Source organism: Pseudomonas sp. SWRI77 (assembly GCF_014269105.1).
Taxonomy (GTDB): domain Bacteria; phylum Pseudomonadota; class Gammaproteobacteria; order Pseudomonadales; family Pseudomonadaceae; genus Aquipseudomonas; species Aquipseudomonas capeferrum.
Genome location: NZ_JABWRV010000004.1, coordinates 53,893 through 68,663 on the forward strand (window position 1 = coordinate 53,893; position 14,771 = coordinate 68,663).

General features: G+C 62.5%; 16 protein-coding genes. 13 read left to right on the plus strand and 3 right to left on the minus strand.

Translation table 11 applies throughout. From position 1 onward, the window contains the following. Window positions 1-32 precede the first annotated feature (32 nt). The 5 genes from rpsP (at window position 33) to HU766_RS05530 (ending at window position 2,484) form a co-directional block, all read left to right on the plus strand. Window positions 33-284, plus strand: coding sequence for a 30S ribosomal protein S16 (rpsP, locus tag HU766_RS05510; protein ID WP_016501232.1), 252 nt, complete (start codon window positions 33-35; stop codon window positions 282-284). Between the two features lie 5 nt (window positions 285-289). Further along, entirely contained in the window at window positions 290-826 is a 537-nt protein-coding gene (gene rimM / locus HU766_RS05515) for a ribosome maturation factor RimM (protein ID WP_033700959.1), read from the plus strand. Between the two features lie 3 nt (window positions 827-829). Beyond that, on the plus strand, window positions 830-1,582 hold the full coding sequence (trmD, locus tag HU766_RS05520; protein ID WP_033700958.1) for a tRNA (guanosine(37)-N1)-methyltransferase TrmD: 753 nt from the start codon (window positions 830-832) through the stop codon (window positions 1,580-1,582). 43 nt (window positions 1,583-1,625) lie between these two features. Further along, window positions 1,626-1,976, plus strand: coding sequence for a 50S ribosomal protein L19 (rplS, locus tag HU766_RS05525; protein WP_008094487.1), 351 nt, complete (start codon window positions 1,626-1,628; stop codon window positions 1,974-1,976). 100 nt (window positions 1,977-2,076) lie between these two features. Further along, window positions 2,077-2,484 (plus strand): acyl-CoA thioesterase, encoded by a 408-nt coding sequence (locus HU766_RS05530; RefSeq protein WP_009683444.1) that lies wholly within the window; start codon window positions 2,077-2,079, stop codon window positions 2,482-2,484. Between the two features lie 3 nt (window positions 2,485-2,487). Here the strand turns inward: HU766_RS05530 and HU766_RS05535 are convergent, their stop codons facing one another. After that, on the minus strand, window positions 2,488-4,314 hold the full coding sequence (locus HU766_RS05535) for a sodium:proton antiporter (RefSeq protein WP_186654339.1): 1,827 nt from the start codon (window positions 4,312-4,314) through the stop codon (window positions 2,488-2,490). A 68-nt stretch (window positions 4,315-4,382) separates the two neighbouring features. Between HU766_RS05535 and xerD the strand changes: the two genes are divergently transcribed. The 6 genes from xerD to HU766_RS05565 all read left to right on the plus strand — a co-directional run bounded on the left by xerD (window position 4,383) and on the right by HU766_RS05565 (window position 9,983). After that, window positions 4,383-5,279, plus strand: a complete 897-nt coding sequence (xerD, locus tag HU766_RS05540) for a site-specific tyrosine recombinase XerD (RefSeq protein ID WP_186654342.1) — start codon at window positions 4,383-4,385, stop codon at window positions 5,277-5,279. 152 nt (window positions 5,280-5,431) lie between these two features. Next, window positions 5,432-6,193 (plus strand): thioredoxin fold domain-containing protein, encoded by a 762-nt coding sequence (locus tag HU766_RS05545; protein WP_033700954.1) that lies wholly within the window; start codon window positions 5,432-5,434, stop codon window positions 6,191-6,193. Between the two features lie 82 nt (window positions 6,194-6,275). After that, complete coding sequence (locus HU766_RS05550; RefSeq protein ID WP_033700953.1) at window positions 6,276-7,580, plus strand: homoserine dehydrogenase; 1,305 nt, start codon at window positions 6,276-6,278, stop codon at window positions 7,578-7,580. Between the two features lie 58 nt (window positions 7,581-7,638). Next, window positions 7,639-9,048 (plus strand): threonine synthase, encoded by a 1,410-nt coding sequence (gene thrC / locus HU766_RS05555; RefSeq protein ID WP_186654343.1) that lies wholly within the window; start codon window positions 7,639-7,641, stop codon window positions 9,046-9,048. Between the two features lie 157 nt (window positions 9,049-9,205). Further along, a complete protein-coding gene (locus tag HU766_RS05560; RefSeq protein ID WP_186654347.1) occupies window positions 9,206-9,622 on the plus strand; it encodes a histidine kinase in 417 nt (138 codons plus the stop codon). 79 nt (window positions 9,623-9,701) lie between these two features. Beyond that, a complete protein-coding gene (locus HU766_RS05565; protein WP_033700949.1) occupies window positions 9,702-9,983 on the plus strand; it encodes a DUF3509 domain-containing protein in 282 nt (93 codons plus the stop codon). A 161-nt stretch (window positions 9,984-10,144) separates the two neighbouring features. Here the strand turns inward: HU766_RS05565 and HU766_RS05570 are convergent, their stop codons facing one another. Both HU766_RS05570 and HU766_RS05575 read right to left on the minus strand, forming a co-directional pair. Then, on the minus strand, window positions 10,145-11,020 hold the full coding sequence (locus HU766_RS05570; protein ID WP_186654348.1) for a TIGR02285 family protein: 876 nt from the start codon (window positions 11,018-11,020) through the stop codon (window positions 10,145-10,147). Between the two features lie 15 nt (window positions 11,021-11,035). Further along, the gene (locus tag HU766_RS05575) at window positions 11,036-12,235 is read right to left on the minus strand and encodes a CaiB/BaiF CoA-transferase family protein (protein ID WP_186654350.1); all 1,200 of its coding nucleotides are present in this window, start codon (window positions 12,233-12,235) and stop codon (window positions 11,036-11,038) included. Between the two features lie 132 nt (window positions 12,236-12,367). Between HU766_RS05575 and HU766_RS05580 the strand changes: the two genes are divergently transcribed. Together HU766_RS05580 and recJ are read left to right on the plus strand one after the other, a co-directional pair. Continuing rightward, window positions 12,368-12,910 (plus strand): YaeQ family protein, encoded by a 543-nt coding sequence (locus tag HU766_RS05580; protein WP_186654353.1) that lies wholly within the window; start codon window positions 12,368-12,370, stop codon window positions 12,908-12,910. 12 nt (window positions 12,911-12,922) lie between these two features. Continuing rightward, window positions 12,923-14,632, plus strand: coding sequence for a single-stranded-DNA-specific exonuclease RecJ (recJ, locus tag HU766_RS05585; protein ID WP_186654355.1), 1,710 nt, complete (start codon window positions 12,923-12,925; stop codon window positions 14,630-14,632). Window positions 14,633-14,771: the final 139 nt, after the last annotated feature.

Consider the following 14,771-nt stretch of genomic DNA (forward strand, 5'->3'; position numbering starts at 1 on the left):
ATTTGCAGCACCGACTACAGGAACGATGTTCAATGCTTACCATTCGTCTTGCCCGTGGCGGCTCCAAAAAGCGCCCGTTTTACCAACTGACCGTAACCGACTCGCGTAACCCGCGTGACGGCTCCCACATCGAACAGGTTGGCTTCTTCAACCCGATCGCTCGTGGTCAGGAAGTTCGTCTGTCCGTTAAACAAGACCGCGTTGCTCACTGGCTGAGCATCGGCGCACAGCCGTCTGAGCGTGTTGCTCAGCTGCTGAAGGAAGCTGCCAAGGCTGCTGCCTGAACTGTATGAACGCGACGCCAGAAAAGGCTGACGACCTCATCGTCGTTGGCAAGATTTTTTCGGTTCACGGCGTTCGCGGCGAGGTGAAGGTGTATTCCTTTACCGATCCGATTGAAAACCTGTTGGATTACCGTAACTGGACGCTTCGGCGCGAAGGGTCGGTCAAGCAGGTAGAGCTGGTCAGTGGCCGTTCCAATAAAAAGGAGCTGGTCGCCAAGCTCAAAGGGCTCGACGATCGTGACGAAGCGCGTCTTCTGAGCGGTTACGAGATTTGCATCTCGCGCAGCCTTTTGCCCAACCTGACGGACGACGAGTACTACTGGTACCAGTTGGTCGGTCTGAAAGTCATCAACCAGGACGAACAGCTGTTCGGCACGGTTGATCACCTGTTGGAGACCGGCGCGAACGATGTAGTGGTGGTCAAGCCTTGCGCAGGCAGCCTGGATGACCGTGAGCGCTTGTTGCCCTATACGGCGCAATGTGTGCTGGCAGTCGACCTTGAAGCCGGTGTGATGCGGGTCGAATGGGACGCGGATTTCTAACTGATGGGTAACCTTCGCGTAGAAGTCATCACGTTGTTCCCCGAGATGTTCTCGGCCATTACGGAGTACGGCATTACCAGCCGCGCGGTGAAGCAGGGCTTGTTGCAAGTCACTTGCTGGAATCCGCGGGACTACACCAGTGATCGCCACCACACGGTGGATGATCGGCCTTTTGGCGGTGGTCCGGGGATGGTGATGAAGATCAAGCCTCTGGAAGATGCACTGGCCAGTGCCAGGCAAGCGACCGGAGCAGCGGCAAAGGTGATCTACCTTTCGCCACAAGGCCGCAAGCTGGATCAGCAAGCGGTCAAAGGCTTGGCCGAACAGGAATCTCTGATCCTGATCGCCGGCCGTTATGAAGGCATTGACGAGCGTTTTATTGATGCTCATGTCGATGAAGAGTGGTCGATTGGTGACTATGTGCTTTCCGGTGGTGAGCTACCGGCCATGGTACTGATCGATGCGGTTACGCGGCTGCTGCCCGGAGCTTTAGGGCATGTAGGCTCGGCGGAGGAAGATTCCTTCACCGATGGCTTGCTGGATTGCCCGCACTACACCCGACCTGAGGTGTATGCGGATCAGCGTGTACCCGACGTGTTGCTAAGTGGCAACCATGCACATATCCGGCGATGGCGGATGAAGCAGTCCCTTGGTAGGACCTTCGAACGACGCGCCGATCTTCTGGAAAGTCGCTCACTTTCTGGAGAAGAGAAAAAGCTGCTCGAGGAATACCTCCGCGAGCGGAACGATAGTTAACGTATCGATGGTGGATCACGTTTGTCCACCTTAGGAGCACAGCATGACTAACAAAATCATCCAGCAGCTCGAAGCAGAGCAGATGAGCAAGGAAATCCCGACCTTCGCACCAGGCGACACCATTGTCGTCCAGGTTAAAGTGAAGGAAGGTGAGCGTTCCCGTCTGCAGGCGTTCGAAGGCGTTGTTATCGCCAAGCGTAACCGTGGTCTGAACAGCGCCTTCACCGTGCGCAAGATCTCGAGCGGCGTTGGTGTTGAGCGTACCTTCCAGACCTACAGCCCGCAAATCGACAGCCTGGCCGTGAAACGTCGTGGTGACGTGCGTAAAGCCAAGCTGTACTACCTGCGCGACCTGTCCGGCAAAGCCGCTCGCATCAAGGAAAAACTGTCCTGAGTACAGTTTGCCCGGTGGCCATGGCCGCCTAGCGAGAAAAAAAGCAGCCTTCGGGCTGCTTTTTTGCGTTTTGAAACTTAAGAAAGCGATGTGACCAGACATGACTACCCGAGACCAGGAAATCCAGCGCCGCACCGAGCTTTCGGTAACCCGCGTGACCAAGGCGGTATTCCCCAACACTACCAACCATCACAACACCCTGTTTGGCGGCACCGCGCTGGCCTGGATGGACGAAGTGTCGTTCATCGCCGCCACACGCTTCTGCCGCTTGCCATTGGTGACGGTTTCGACCGACCGCATTGACTTCAAGCACCCGATCCCGGCGGGTTCGATCGTCGAGCTGGTGGGCACGGTGATCAAGGTGGGCAACACCAGCTTGCAGGTGCAAGTGGATGTGTTCGTCGAGAACATGTACCTGGATGGCCGCGAACGGGCGATCCATGGTGTGTTCAGCTTTGTCGCCATCGACGAAGACAAGCGGCCGGTGCCGGTGCTGCCCCAGGCCTGACGCTCAACCTGGCGTGGTTGCAGCGTCGGCGACCGGCAGCGGCTCGACCAGGGCGACCAAGGTCCAGCCCGACTGCGGCGTGAGTGGGTTGTCCGGGCTCGCTACATGCACCCAACCATTGGTGTCACGGGCGAACAGCAGGTGCGCGCGGTCGCCATGCAGTGCCTGATAATTTTCCCAGTCGAAGCCCTCGGTCAGGTGGGTGCTGTACAGCTCGGCGCCGCGGTGCAAGTGATTCGCCAGTTGCTGGTAGGTCATCGCGCTTGAACCGAGCAGGTGGCCGCGGTGCTCCTCGCTGGCCCGGTGCTTGTCACTGCGCTGTTTCTCCAGGCCGCTGGCGAGTACGAACAGGCGGCTGTGGCCGAAATCATGGCGAAAGCGGGCGCAGGCCAAGGCGTTGATCTCGCCGGCCGGCGACAGCCCCAACAGGTGGCCGAGGCCGACCAGGTCCAGGTGTGCATCGGCATGCTGCGAGGCGGGGTTGCCAAAGTAGGTCGGCAAGCCGTCCATGCGCGCGGCGCGGATGTTTTCCCAGCTCGAATCGGTCAGCAGTACACGGCAACCCAATTGCTGCAGGGCTTTGCCGAGGGTGCGCGCAGGCCCGTTGGCGCCGACGATGAGAAAGCCGCTGGGGGCGGGCTCGGCGACCTTGAGCAGGCGCGCCAGCGGCCTTGCCGTGGCGCTCTGCAGCACCACGGTGCCGATGATCACGGCGAAGGTCAGGGGCACCAGCAACAGCGCATCCTGATGGCCGGCCTCGTGCAGGCGGATCGCGAAGATCGCCGATACCGCGGCGGCGACGATGCCGCGCGGGGCGATCCAGGCCAGCAAGGCCCGCTCGCGCCAGTTCAGCGAGGAGCCCAGCGTCGACACGAAGACGTTCAGCGGCCGTGCCAGCAACTGGATCACCAGCAGCAGCGCCAGCACCGCCGGGCCCAGCCCGAGCAAGGCGTGCAGGTCGAGGCGCGCGGCCAGCAAGATGAACAGGCCGGAGATCAGCAGCACGCTGAGGTTCTCCTTGAAGTGCAGGATCTGCCGCACATCCACCCCGCGCATGTTGGCCAGCCACATGCCCATCAGCGTCACCGCCAGCAGCCCTGATTCGTGCACGATCTGGTTGGCGGCGATGAAGATGCCCAGCACCGCTGCCAGCGACGCCAGGTTGTGCAGGTACTCCGGCAGCCACTGTTCGCGCATGACCTGGCCCAGCAACCAGCCGCCGGCAGCGCCCAGTGCAGTGCCGCAGAAGATCACCCCGGCAAAGGTACCCAGGCTCTGGATCAGGCCATTGCCATCGGCACTGGCAATGATGAAGCTGTACACCACCACGGCCAGCAGCGCGCCAATCGGGTCGATGACGATGCCTTCCCAGCGCAGGATATTGGCGATTGTCGCCTTTGGCCGCACTACCCGCAGCATGGGCACGATCACTGTCGGCCCGGTGACCAGGGTCAAGGTGCCGAACAGGATCGCCAGCGGCCAGTCGAACCCCAGCAGCCAGTGGGTCGCCAGCGCGATCACCAGCCAGGTCGACAGCGCGCCAACGGTGACCAGGCGGTGCACCACGCTGCCGATATCGCGCCACTGCGACACGTGCAGGGTGAGGCTGCCCTCGAACAGGATCAGCGCCACGGCCAGGGACACCAGCGGCATCAGCAACGGGCCGAACAACGCCTGCGGGTCGAGCCAGCCGAGCAGCGGGCCGACAGTGATGCCGGTCAGCAGCAGAAAGAGGATGGCCGGCAGTTTCAGGCGCCAGGCGAGCCACTGGCAGGCCAGGGCGGCGGCGCCGATGCCACCGATGCTGAGAAGGATCTGCTGTTCGTTCATGCGGGCTCCCTATGCTGGCGCTGTTATGAAAGACTAAGCGTCATTTCGTCGTTTGCCACCGAGTTTTCATGCCCGCCCTAGACCACCCCCTTATTGACCAGTTTCTTGATGCCCTGTGGCTGGAAAAAGGCCTGTCGGACAACACCCGGGTCTCCTATCGCAGCGACCTGGCGCTGTTCAACGGCTGGCTCCAGGAACACACCGTGGCCTTGCCCGACGCCGGTCGCGAGCTGATCCTCGATCACTTGGCCTGGCGCCTCGACCAAGGCTACAAACCGCGCTCCACCGCACGCTTTCTCTCTGGCCTGCGTGGCTTCTTTCGCTACCTGCTGCGCGAAAAGCTGGTGGCGATCGACCCCACCTTGCAGGTGGAGATGCCGCAGTTGGGCCGGCCTTTGCCGAAATCCTTGTCCGAAGCCGACGTCGAAGCACTGCTGCAAGCGCCGGACCTCGGCGAAGCCATCGGCCAGCGCGACCGCGCCATGCTCGAAGTCCTGTATGCCTGCGGCCTGCGGGTTACCGAACTGGTCAGCCTGACCCTCGACCAGGTCAACCTGCGCCAAGGCGTATTGCGGGTCATGGGCAAGGGCAGCAAGGAGCGGCTGGTACCGATGGGTGAAGAGGCAGTGGTGTGGCTGGAGCGCTACCTGCGCGATGGCCGCAGCGAGCTGTTGAACGGCCGCCCCAGTGATGTGCTGTTCCCCAGCCTGCGCGGCGAGCAGATGACCCGCCAGACCTTCTGGCACCGAATCAAGCACCACGCACGGGTTGCCGGTATCGACAAGGCGTTGTCACCCCACACCTTGCGCCATGCCTTCGCGACCCATCTGCTCAACCACGGTGCCGACCTGCGCGTGGTGCAGATGCTGCTGGGCCACAGCGACCTGTCGACCACGCAGATCTACACCCACGTGGCCAAGGCCCGTTTGCAGCAGCTGCACGCCCAGCATCACCCGCGTGGATGAATGATTTTCATGTTCCGCCGGCCGGTATCCGCAGACCCCTTCAACGGTGGTGTGATGTGGTAGGCTTGAGCGGTTTGCACCAAGGGCCGCACGGTCACCGTGTTTTTTTGCAGGTGACGCCCTCCGGCCCCTGTCCGCCTTCAGGAGTTCCCATGCGTTTGACCCAGATTTTCGCCGCCGCCGCGTTGGCGCTGGCCAGTACCTTTGCCGTTGCCGCGGCAACCGACAGCAATGCCGGTGCCGAGCAGGCCATCCGCAAGTCGTTGCAGAACCTCGAACTGGAAGTGCCCGTAGAAAGCGTTGCCAGCAGCCCGCTCAACGGCCTGTATGAAGTCAAGCTGCAGGGCGGCCGTGTGCTGTACGCCAGCGCTGACGGCCAGTTCGTCATGCAGGGCTACCTGTACCAGATCCAGGACGGCAAGCCGGTCAACCTGACCGAGAAGACCGAGCGTCAAGGTGTCGCCAAGCTCATCAATGGCATTCCAGCCGCCGAGATGGTGGTTTATCCTGCCAAAGGCGAGACCAAGTCGCACATCACCGTGTTCACCGATACCACCTGCCCGTATTGCCACAAGCTGCACGCCGAAGTGCCGGAGCTGAACCGTCGCGGTATCGAAGTGCGCTATGTCGCCTTCCCGCGTCAGGGCCTCGGTTCGCCGGGTGACGAGCAGTTGCAGGCAGTCTGGTGTTCCAGCGACCGCCGCGCGGCGCTGGACAAGATGGTCGATGGCAAGGAAATCAAGGCGGCCAAGTGCGCCAACCCGGTCAGCAAACAGTTCCAGCTGGGCCAGTCGATCGGCGTCAACGGCACGCCGGCGATCGTCCTTGAAAGCGGCCAGGTGATCCCGGGCTACCAGCCGGCGCCGCAAGTGGCCAAGTTGGCCCTGGCCGGCCAGCAGCAAGCAGCCAAGTAATCTATTCAGTACGCCGTCGTCATGGGGTGACGGCATGTTTCACGGTCGGCGCAGGTGCCGGCCGTTCAATGGGGAGTTCACAGTGAAACCGGTCAAAGTAGGCATCTGTGGGTTGGGGACCGTCGGTGGCGGAACCTTCAATGTACTTCAGCGCAACGCCGAGGAGATTGCCCGCCGTGCCGGGCGCGGTATTGAAGTGGCCCAGATCGCCATGCGCTCGCCGAACCCGAACTGCCAGATTACCGGTACCCCCATTACCGCTGATGTGTTCGACGTTGCGAGCAACCCGGAGATCGACATTGTCATCGAGCTGATCGGTGGCTATACCATCGCCCGTGACCTGGTACTCAAGGCCATCGAAAACGGCAAGCACGTGGTCACCGCCAACAAGGCGCTGATCGCCGTGCACGGCAACGAAATCTTCGCCAAGGCCCGCGAGAAGGGCGTGATCGTCGCCTTCGAAGCGGCGGTTGCCGGCGGCATCCCGGTGATCAAGGCCATCCGTGAAGGCTTGTCGGCCAACCATATCAACTGGCTGGCCGGCATCATCAACGGCACTGGCAACTTCATCCTCACCGAAATGCGCGAGAAGGGCCGTGCCTTCCCGGACGTACTGGCTGAAGCCCAGGCCCTGGGCTATGCCGAAGCCGACCCGACCTTCGACGTCGAAGGCATCGATGCTGCGCACAAGCTGACCATCCTGGCCTCCATTGCCTTTGGTATCCCGCTGCAGTTCGACAAGGCCTACACCGAGGGCATCACCCAGCTGACCACCGCTGACGTGAACTACGCCGAGGCCCTGGGCTATCGCATCAAGCACCTGGGTGTGGCACGCCGCACGGCCGAAGGTATCGAGCTGCGCGTGCACCCGACGCTGATCCCGAGCGACCGCCTGATCGCCAACGTCAATGGCGTCATGAACGCAGTCATGGTCAACGGCGACGCCGCTGGCTCGACCCTGTACTACGGCGCCGGTGCCGGTATGGAGCCGACCGCTTCGTCGGTGGTGGCCGACCTGGTCGACGTGGTCCGCGCCATGACCTCCGACCCGGAAAACCGCGTGCCGCACCTGGCCTTCCAGCCCGATTCGTTGTCGTCGCACCCGATCCTGCCGATCGAGGCCTGCGAAAGTGCCTACTACCTGCGCATCCAGGCCAAGGATCACCCCGGTGTTTTGGCCCAGGTGGCCAGCATCCTGTCGGAGCGTGGCATCAACATCGAATCGATCATGCAGAAGGAAGCCGAAGAACAGGATGGCCTGGTGCCGATGATCCTGCTGACCCACCGCGTGGTCGAGCAAGGCATCAACGACGCCATCGTCGCTCTGGAAGCCCTGCAGGATGTGGTTGGCAAGGTCGTGCGCATCCGCGTCGAACAGCTTAATTAACGAAGAGTGCCGACGGGCCGCGCCAGCGGCCCCGGCCCCAGTCTCGAAGGTTTGCACCATGCGCTATATCAGCACCCGCGGCCAGGCACCGGCCCTGAACTTTGAAGATGTGCTGCTGGCTGGCCTTGCCAGCGACGGCGGCCTGTACGTCCCTGAAAACCTGCCACGCTTCACCCAGGAAGAGATCGCCTCCTGGGCTGGCCTGCCTTACCACGAACTGGCCTTCCGTGTGATGCGCCCGTTCGTTGCCGGCAGCATCGCCGATGCCGACTTCAAGAAGATCCTCGAAGAAACCTACGGCGCGTTCGCTCACGCGGCCGTGGCGCCGCTGCGCCAGTTGAATTCGAACGAGTGGGTCATGGAGCTGTTCCACGGCCCGACCCTGGCCTTCAAGGACTTTGCCCTGCAGTTGCTCGGCCGCCTGCTCGACCACGTGCTGGTCAAGCGCGGCGAGCGTGTGGTGATCGTTGGCGCCACCAGCGGTGATACCGGTTCTGCCGCCATCGAAGGTTGCCGCCGTTGCGACAACGTCGACATCTTCATCCTGCACCCGCACCAGCGTGTGTCGGAAGTACAGCGTCGGCAGATGACCACGATCTTCGGCGACAACATCCACAACATCGCCATCGAAGGCAACTTCGACGACTGCCAGGAGATGGTCAAGGCCAGCTTCGCCGACCAGTCGTTCCTCAAGGGCACCCGCCTGGTGGCAGTCAACTCGATCAACTGGGCGCGGATCATGGCCCAGATCGTCTACTACTTCCACGCAGCCCTGCAGTTGGGCGGGCCAGCCCGCTCGGTGGCGTTCTCGGTGCCTACCGGTAACTTCGGCGACATCTTCGCCGGTTACCTGGCGCGCAACATGGGCCTGCCGATCAGCCAGCTGGTGGTGGCCACCAACCGTAACGACATCCTGCACCGCTTCATGAGCGGCAATCAGTACGTCAAGGAAACCCTGCACGCGACCTTGTCGCCGTCGATGGACATCATGGTGTCGTCCAACTTCGAGCGCCTGCTGTTCGACCTGCATGGCCGCAATGGCGCTGCCATTGCCGAGCTGATGGCAAACTTCAAGCAGGGTGGCGGCTTCAGCGTCGACGAAGACCGCTGGACCGAGGCGCGCAAGCTGTTCGACTCGCTGGCCGTCAGTGACGAGCAAACCTGCGAGACCATCGCCGAGGTGTTCGCCAGCACCGGTGAAGTGCTCGACCCGCATACCGCGATCGGCGTCAAGGCCACCCGTGAGTGCCGCCGCAGCCTGGACACGCCAATGGTGGTGCTGGGTACTGCGCACCCGGTCAAGTTCCCGGAAGCGGTAGAGAAGGCCGGTGTGGGCAAGGCGCTGGAGTTGCCTGCGCACCTGGTCGACCTGTTCAGCCGCGAAGAGCGCTGCACGGTGCTGGCCAATGACCTGAAGGCCGTTCAGGGCTTTGTCAGCCAGCACGGTAACCGCGGCAAGCCGCTTTAACGCCAGGGCCGCCACATAACCTATCGCCGGCAAGCCGGCGATAGGTCGCGCAGCAGCATCGTTCTGCTGCTGTCTCCTTGCGCTGTTTCAGACTTTTCCTATTTAAACCGCTCGACGTCTTGCCTAGATTTGTGGGTCCTTCCTTCAGGAGCGGCTCATGTCCAGGCCTTACGTGCTGATTCACCAGGCACGCCCTTCCCACCAGATTCTTCTGCATCAGGCCTTCAACGCCCAAGGCATATTCGACGTGCGCATCATCGAGGACGCGGGCGACCTGCGCGCCTGCCTGTCCGCTGGCCGCTGCCCTGACTTGCTGATACTTGACCACGCGATGCCCACAAAGGCAGGGCATGCCGTATTGAAACGCCTCGCCGGCATGCCTGCGTTGCGCGCCTTGATGTTCGTGGGGCAGGCAGCACCCGACCAGCACAATCTTGCCCTGGAGGCCAAGCGACGGGGGCTTTGGGTGGTTGCCGAGCTGCCCTGGCCGCTGTCCATGACGCACCTGCAGCGTGCGCTTCAGTGTCTGGGCAGGCGTACTCAAACTGTCACGTCTGCACCGCATGCTCACTGAAACAGCGCCGGCGTCTCGAACTTTAGGCTGCGCTTGTTGGTCAGTTTCTCTATAGCCCACCACGCAGCGAGTGATCCGGATGGAAAGAATCTGCAGACTGCTCAACGAAGCCCTGACCCCTTATCAAACCCACCTGGGCATCGCCGATGCCAATGGCAATCGTCAATTGACCGTGTTTGACAGCCTTGCAGGCATCACCCTGCAGCGCACGGTAAGCCTGCGCCAGTTGCAGGAGCAGCGCCTGCTGATTGACGTGGTGGATGGTCTGCACCGTGATCTGCAGATTGCCGAAGGGCGATTGCAGCCTTGTGTCATTGCTGCGTTGCAACAGCGTCAGCAACCTCAGGGAACCTTTGCCTGACCCGGCTTTCAGACACAGTAAGGGCAGCCAGCCAGCGCTTTGCTCCGGTGTTGGCAGGCTGTTCCGGGAAGTCTCCAAGGAATTTCGATTGGCCCCGGGCGTCCTCCCCAGCGTCCGGGGTTTCTTTTTTTTGCGTGATTCACGCCGGCATGGGCAAAGGCCTATTCGCCTTTGAAAAACTGCTTGCTCTGCTCCAGGTAGTCTTCCTGCAACTGCGGGTCCAGCCACCGTGCATACAGCCCCGGCAACGTGTCCCGACGCAGCGTGGGCAGCAGCTGGTCGATGTGCGCAATGGCCTCGCGCCCCAGTGGCGAGTTCGAGCAACCCACATGCAGAAACTGGTAAGGGTTCACGCCTTGCACAGGGTGGAAGTGGTAATCCGCCAGTAACCCGCCTTGCTGCTGGATCAGGTAACGCACCTCTGGCCAGTACCCCATCACCATGTGCAGGCGGCCCAGTCGCTGCATCTGCAGTTGGTTGGCAGTGGCATCGTTGCCATAGTGGCGGCTGAGCGACGCGTCTGGCAGCTGACGCAAAACCTCATCGATCTGCGTGCCATAGCTGCGCTCGGCGACGATACCGAGCTTCAACGAGGTCTGGTTCAACAGCCCTTGCAAATCGACTTCGTGGCCTGTGAGAAACGGCGCAAGCAGTGCCTCGTCTTCCTTGCGGACCACCAGCCCGCCGCTCATTACACCCAGTAACGGCATGGAAAAATGCACGTATCCGGCACGTTCCTGCGTCCACAGCAGGGTCGGGTCGCAGGTGAAGCTGCTGGCGTCCTGAAGCATCTGGATACCCCGCGCGCGGTTGACCCGGACGATGCTGTGATCGTATTCGGGCATCTGCGCGATCAACTGCGGCAGCAGGCGATCAACCACCCCCTGGCCTTTCTCCGGGCCTTCGAAAATGGTGAACGGCGGCAGGTCTCGAACCAGCCACCAGATACGCTCCTTGGCCGCGGCGGGTAATATGGCCAGTGCGGGCAGTAGCCCGCACAGCAGGAGCAGGGGGCGCAACCAGCGGGCAACTCGCATCGGCGGCAGCAGAGGTCAGACCGCGCCTGCTGCGCGCAGGCCGGCGATGGCGGCTGCGTCGTAGCCCAGGGCAGCGAGCAGTGCTTCGGTGTGTTCACCCAGCGCCGGCCCGACCCATTCGGTGGAGCCGGGCGTTTCCGAAAGCTTGGGCACGATGCCTGGCATCTTGAAGGGTTTGCCGTCTGGCAGGCGTGCCTGCAGAAACATCTCCCGTGCCAGGTATTGCGGGTCATTGAACATGTCTTCGGCCGAATAGATGCGGCTGGCTGGCACTTCGGCGGTGGTGAGCACCTGCATGAGCTGGTCCAGCGGCTGGCTGTTGGCCCAGCGGTCGATTACCCCGTACAGCTCGTCCCGGCGCAGGTCGCGGCCATCGTTGGTGGCCAGCGTGGGGTCATCGGCCAGGTCGGCGCGGCCGATGGCCTGCATGAAGCGCTTGAAGATCGCATCGCCGTTGGCGCCGATCTGCACATGCTTGCCATCGGCACTGGTATGGATGGAGGAGGGGGTGATGCCCGGCATGATATTGCCGGTGCGCTCACGGATGAAACCAAAGACGTCGAATTCCGGGACCATGCTTTCCATCATGGCGAAGATCGCCTCGTACAGCGCCACGTCCACTACCTGGCCCTGGCCGCCGTTGACTTCCTGGTGACGCAAGGCCATCAACGCGCCGATCACTCCCCACAAGGCGGCAATCGAGTCACCGATGGAAATACCCGTGCGCACCGGCGGGCGGTCATCGAAGCCGGTGATGTAGCGCAGGCCGCCCATGGACTCGCCCACGGCGCCAAAGCCCGGCTGGTCTTTCATCGGCCCGGTCTGGCCGAAACCGGACAGGCGCACCATGACCAGGCGCGGGTTGAGCGCGTGCAGCACGTCCCAGCCCAGGCCGAGTTTTTCCAGCACGCCGGGGCGGAAGTTTTCGATCAGGATGTCGGCGTCGGCCAACAGGCGTTTGAGGATATCGAGGCCTTCCGGGTGCTTGAGGTTGAGGGTCAGCGACTGTTTGTTGCGCGCCTGCACGAACCACCACAGCGACGTGCCTTCGTACATCTTGCGCCATTTGCGCAGCGGATCGCCGCCATCGGGGGACTCGACCTTGATCACCTCGGCGCCGAACTCGGCACAGATACGCGAGGCGAACGGGCCAGCGATAAGGGTCCCGAGTTCGATGACTTTAAGGCCGGCGAGGGGTTTGCTGGGCGTAAGCATGGGGCATCCGTGGCAACTGGGCAGAGCCGTGGTTTTATCATAGCTCCGAAGCCGCAGATACTGCCGCGGCGCAACGAAGGGCAGGATCGGTTAGACTGTGTCACTTTTCTTTGCGCAAGAAGCCCGTCGACCATGGCCCAGCCGTCCACCACCTACAAATTCGAACTGAATCTGACCGACCTCGATCGCAGCGTGTACGAAAGCGTCAAGCAGACCATTGCTCGTCACCCGTCGGAAACCGAAGAGCGTATGGCGGTGCGTCTGCTGGCTTATGCGCTTTGGTACAACGAGCAGCTGTCGTTTGGTCGCGGCCTGTCGGATGTCGATGAGCCGGCATTGTGGGAAAAGAGCCTGGACGATCGCGTTTTGCACTGGATCGAAGTCGGCCAGCCGGACGCGGACCGCCTGACCTGGTGTTCCCGCCGCACCGAGCGCACCAGCCTGCTGGCCTACGGTAGCCTGCGAGTGTGGGAGAGCAAAGTGGTACCTGCGGTCAAGAACCTGAAGAACCTGAACATTGCCGCTGTGCCGCAAGAGGTGCTGGAGACCCTGGCCACCGACATGCCGCGCAGCATCAAGTGGGACGTAATGATCAGCGAAGGCACAGTGTTCGTCACCGATGACCGTGGCCAGCACGAAGTGCAGCTGCAGTGGCTGCTTGGCGAGCGCGGCTGAGCCGAAGCCCTTATGCGTATCGAACCTCGCCCCCTGCCGTCGACCCTGCCATTTCTGGGTAACCTGCCACCCTTGCTGACCCGCCTGTATGCCGCCCGCGGCGTGCAGAGCGAGGCCGAGCTGGACAAGAGCCTGGCGCGGCTGCTGCCGTACCAGCAGCTCAAAGGCATCGAGGCGGGGGTAGACCTGCTGGTCGAAGCGCTCGACCAGCGCCAGCGCATCCTCATCGTTGGCGACTTCGATGCCGACGGCGCCACCGCCAGTACCGTGGGTGTGCTGGGCCTGCGCTTGCTGGGCGCGGCCCACGTCGACTACCTGGTGCCCAACCGCTTCGAATTCGGCTATGGCCTGACCCCGGAGATCGTTGAGGTCGCGCTGCAGCGCCAACCGCAATTGCTGATCACTGTCGACAACGGTATCTCCAGTGTCGACGGCGTGGCGGCAGCCAAGGCAGCGGGGCTCAAGGTGCTGGTCACCGATCACCACTTGCCGGGCGAGCAGTTGCCCGACGCCGATGCGATCATCAACCCGAACCAGCCGGGCTGCGACTTCCCGAGCAAGTCGTTGGCCGGGGTCGGGGTAATCTTCTATGTGCTCATGGCCTTGCGCGCACGCTTGCGCAGCCTGGGGCGCTACCAGAACCAAGCACAGCCGAACATCGGCGAGCTGCTCGACCTGGTGGCGCTGGGCAGTGTCGCCGACGTGGTGCCGCTGGACGCCAACAACCGCATTCTGGTGCACCAGGGCCTCGAGCGCATTCGTGCCGGCCGCGCACGGCCGGGGCTCAAGGCGATTCTGGAAGTGGCCCGCCGTGACCACCGGCGCATCACTTCGACTGACCTGGGGTTTATCCTTGGCCCGCGTTTGAACGCGGCCGGGCGCCTGGACGACATGAGCCTGGGCATCGAGTGCCTGCTGTGCGAAGACGCGGCCTTGGCCCAGGACATGGCCCAGCAGCTGGACGATCTCAACCAGGACCGCAAGTCCATCGAGCAAGGCATGCAGCGTGAGGCGCTGGCCCAGCTGAAGGATTTGCCGGTCGAGTCCATGCCGTATGGCCTGTGCCTGTTCGACGCCGACTGGCACCAGGGCGTGATCGGGATTCTCGCCTCGCGCCTGAAGGAGCGCTATCACCGGCCGACCATCGCCTTTGCCGATGCTGGCGACGGCATGCTCAAGGGTTCGGCGCGCTCGGTGCCCGGTTTTCATATCCGCGATGCGCTGGATGCGGTGGCGGCGCGTTATCCGCAGCTTATCAGCAAGTTCGGCGGCCATGCCATGGCAGCGGGGTTGTCGCTGCCTGAGGGCAACTTCCCGGCCTTTGCCGAGGCATTCGACGAAGAAGTACGGCGCCAGCTTTGCGAAGACGACCTCACTGGCCGATTGCTGTCCGATGGCAGCCTGGCGGTGGAGGAATTCCACCTCGACCTGGCCAAGGCCCTGCGCCATGCCGGGCCTTGGGGCCAGCACTTCCCGGAGCCGCTGTTCCATGGTGTGTTCCAGTTGGTCGAGCAGCGCGTAGTGGGTGAGCGGCACCTGAAGGTGGTGCTCAAGAGCGAGTGCGGTTCGGTGCGGCTCGATGGCATTGCCTTCGGCGTCGACCGCGAGGTGTGGCCGAACCCGACGGTGCGCTGGGTGGAGCTGGCGTACAAGCTGGATGTGAACGAGTTTCGTGGCAATGAAAGTGTGCAACTGATGATTGCCCACATGGAGCCGCGTTGACGGCAAGGTGCTTGCCCTCCAAAGCCATGCCTCAGTCACCTCACAGCAAATCCCACGGAACCTCCCCCCCACCCAATCTGGTCTAGTCTGAACATAGACCGGACCCGGGCCACGGACGTGTAATTGAGTGCCCGGGCCG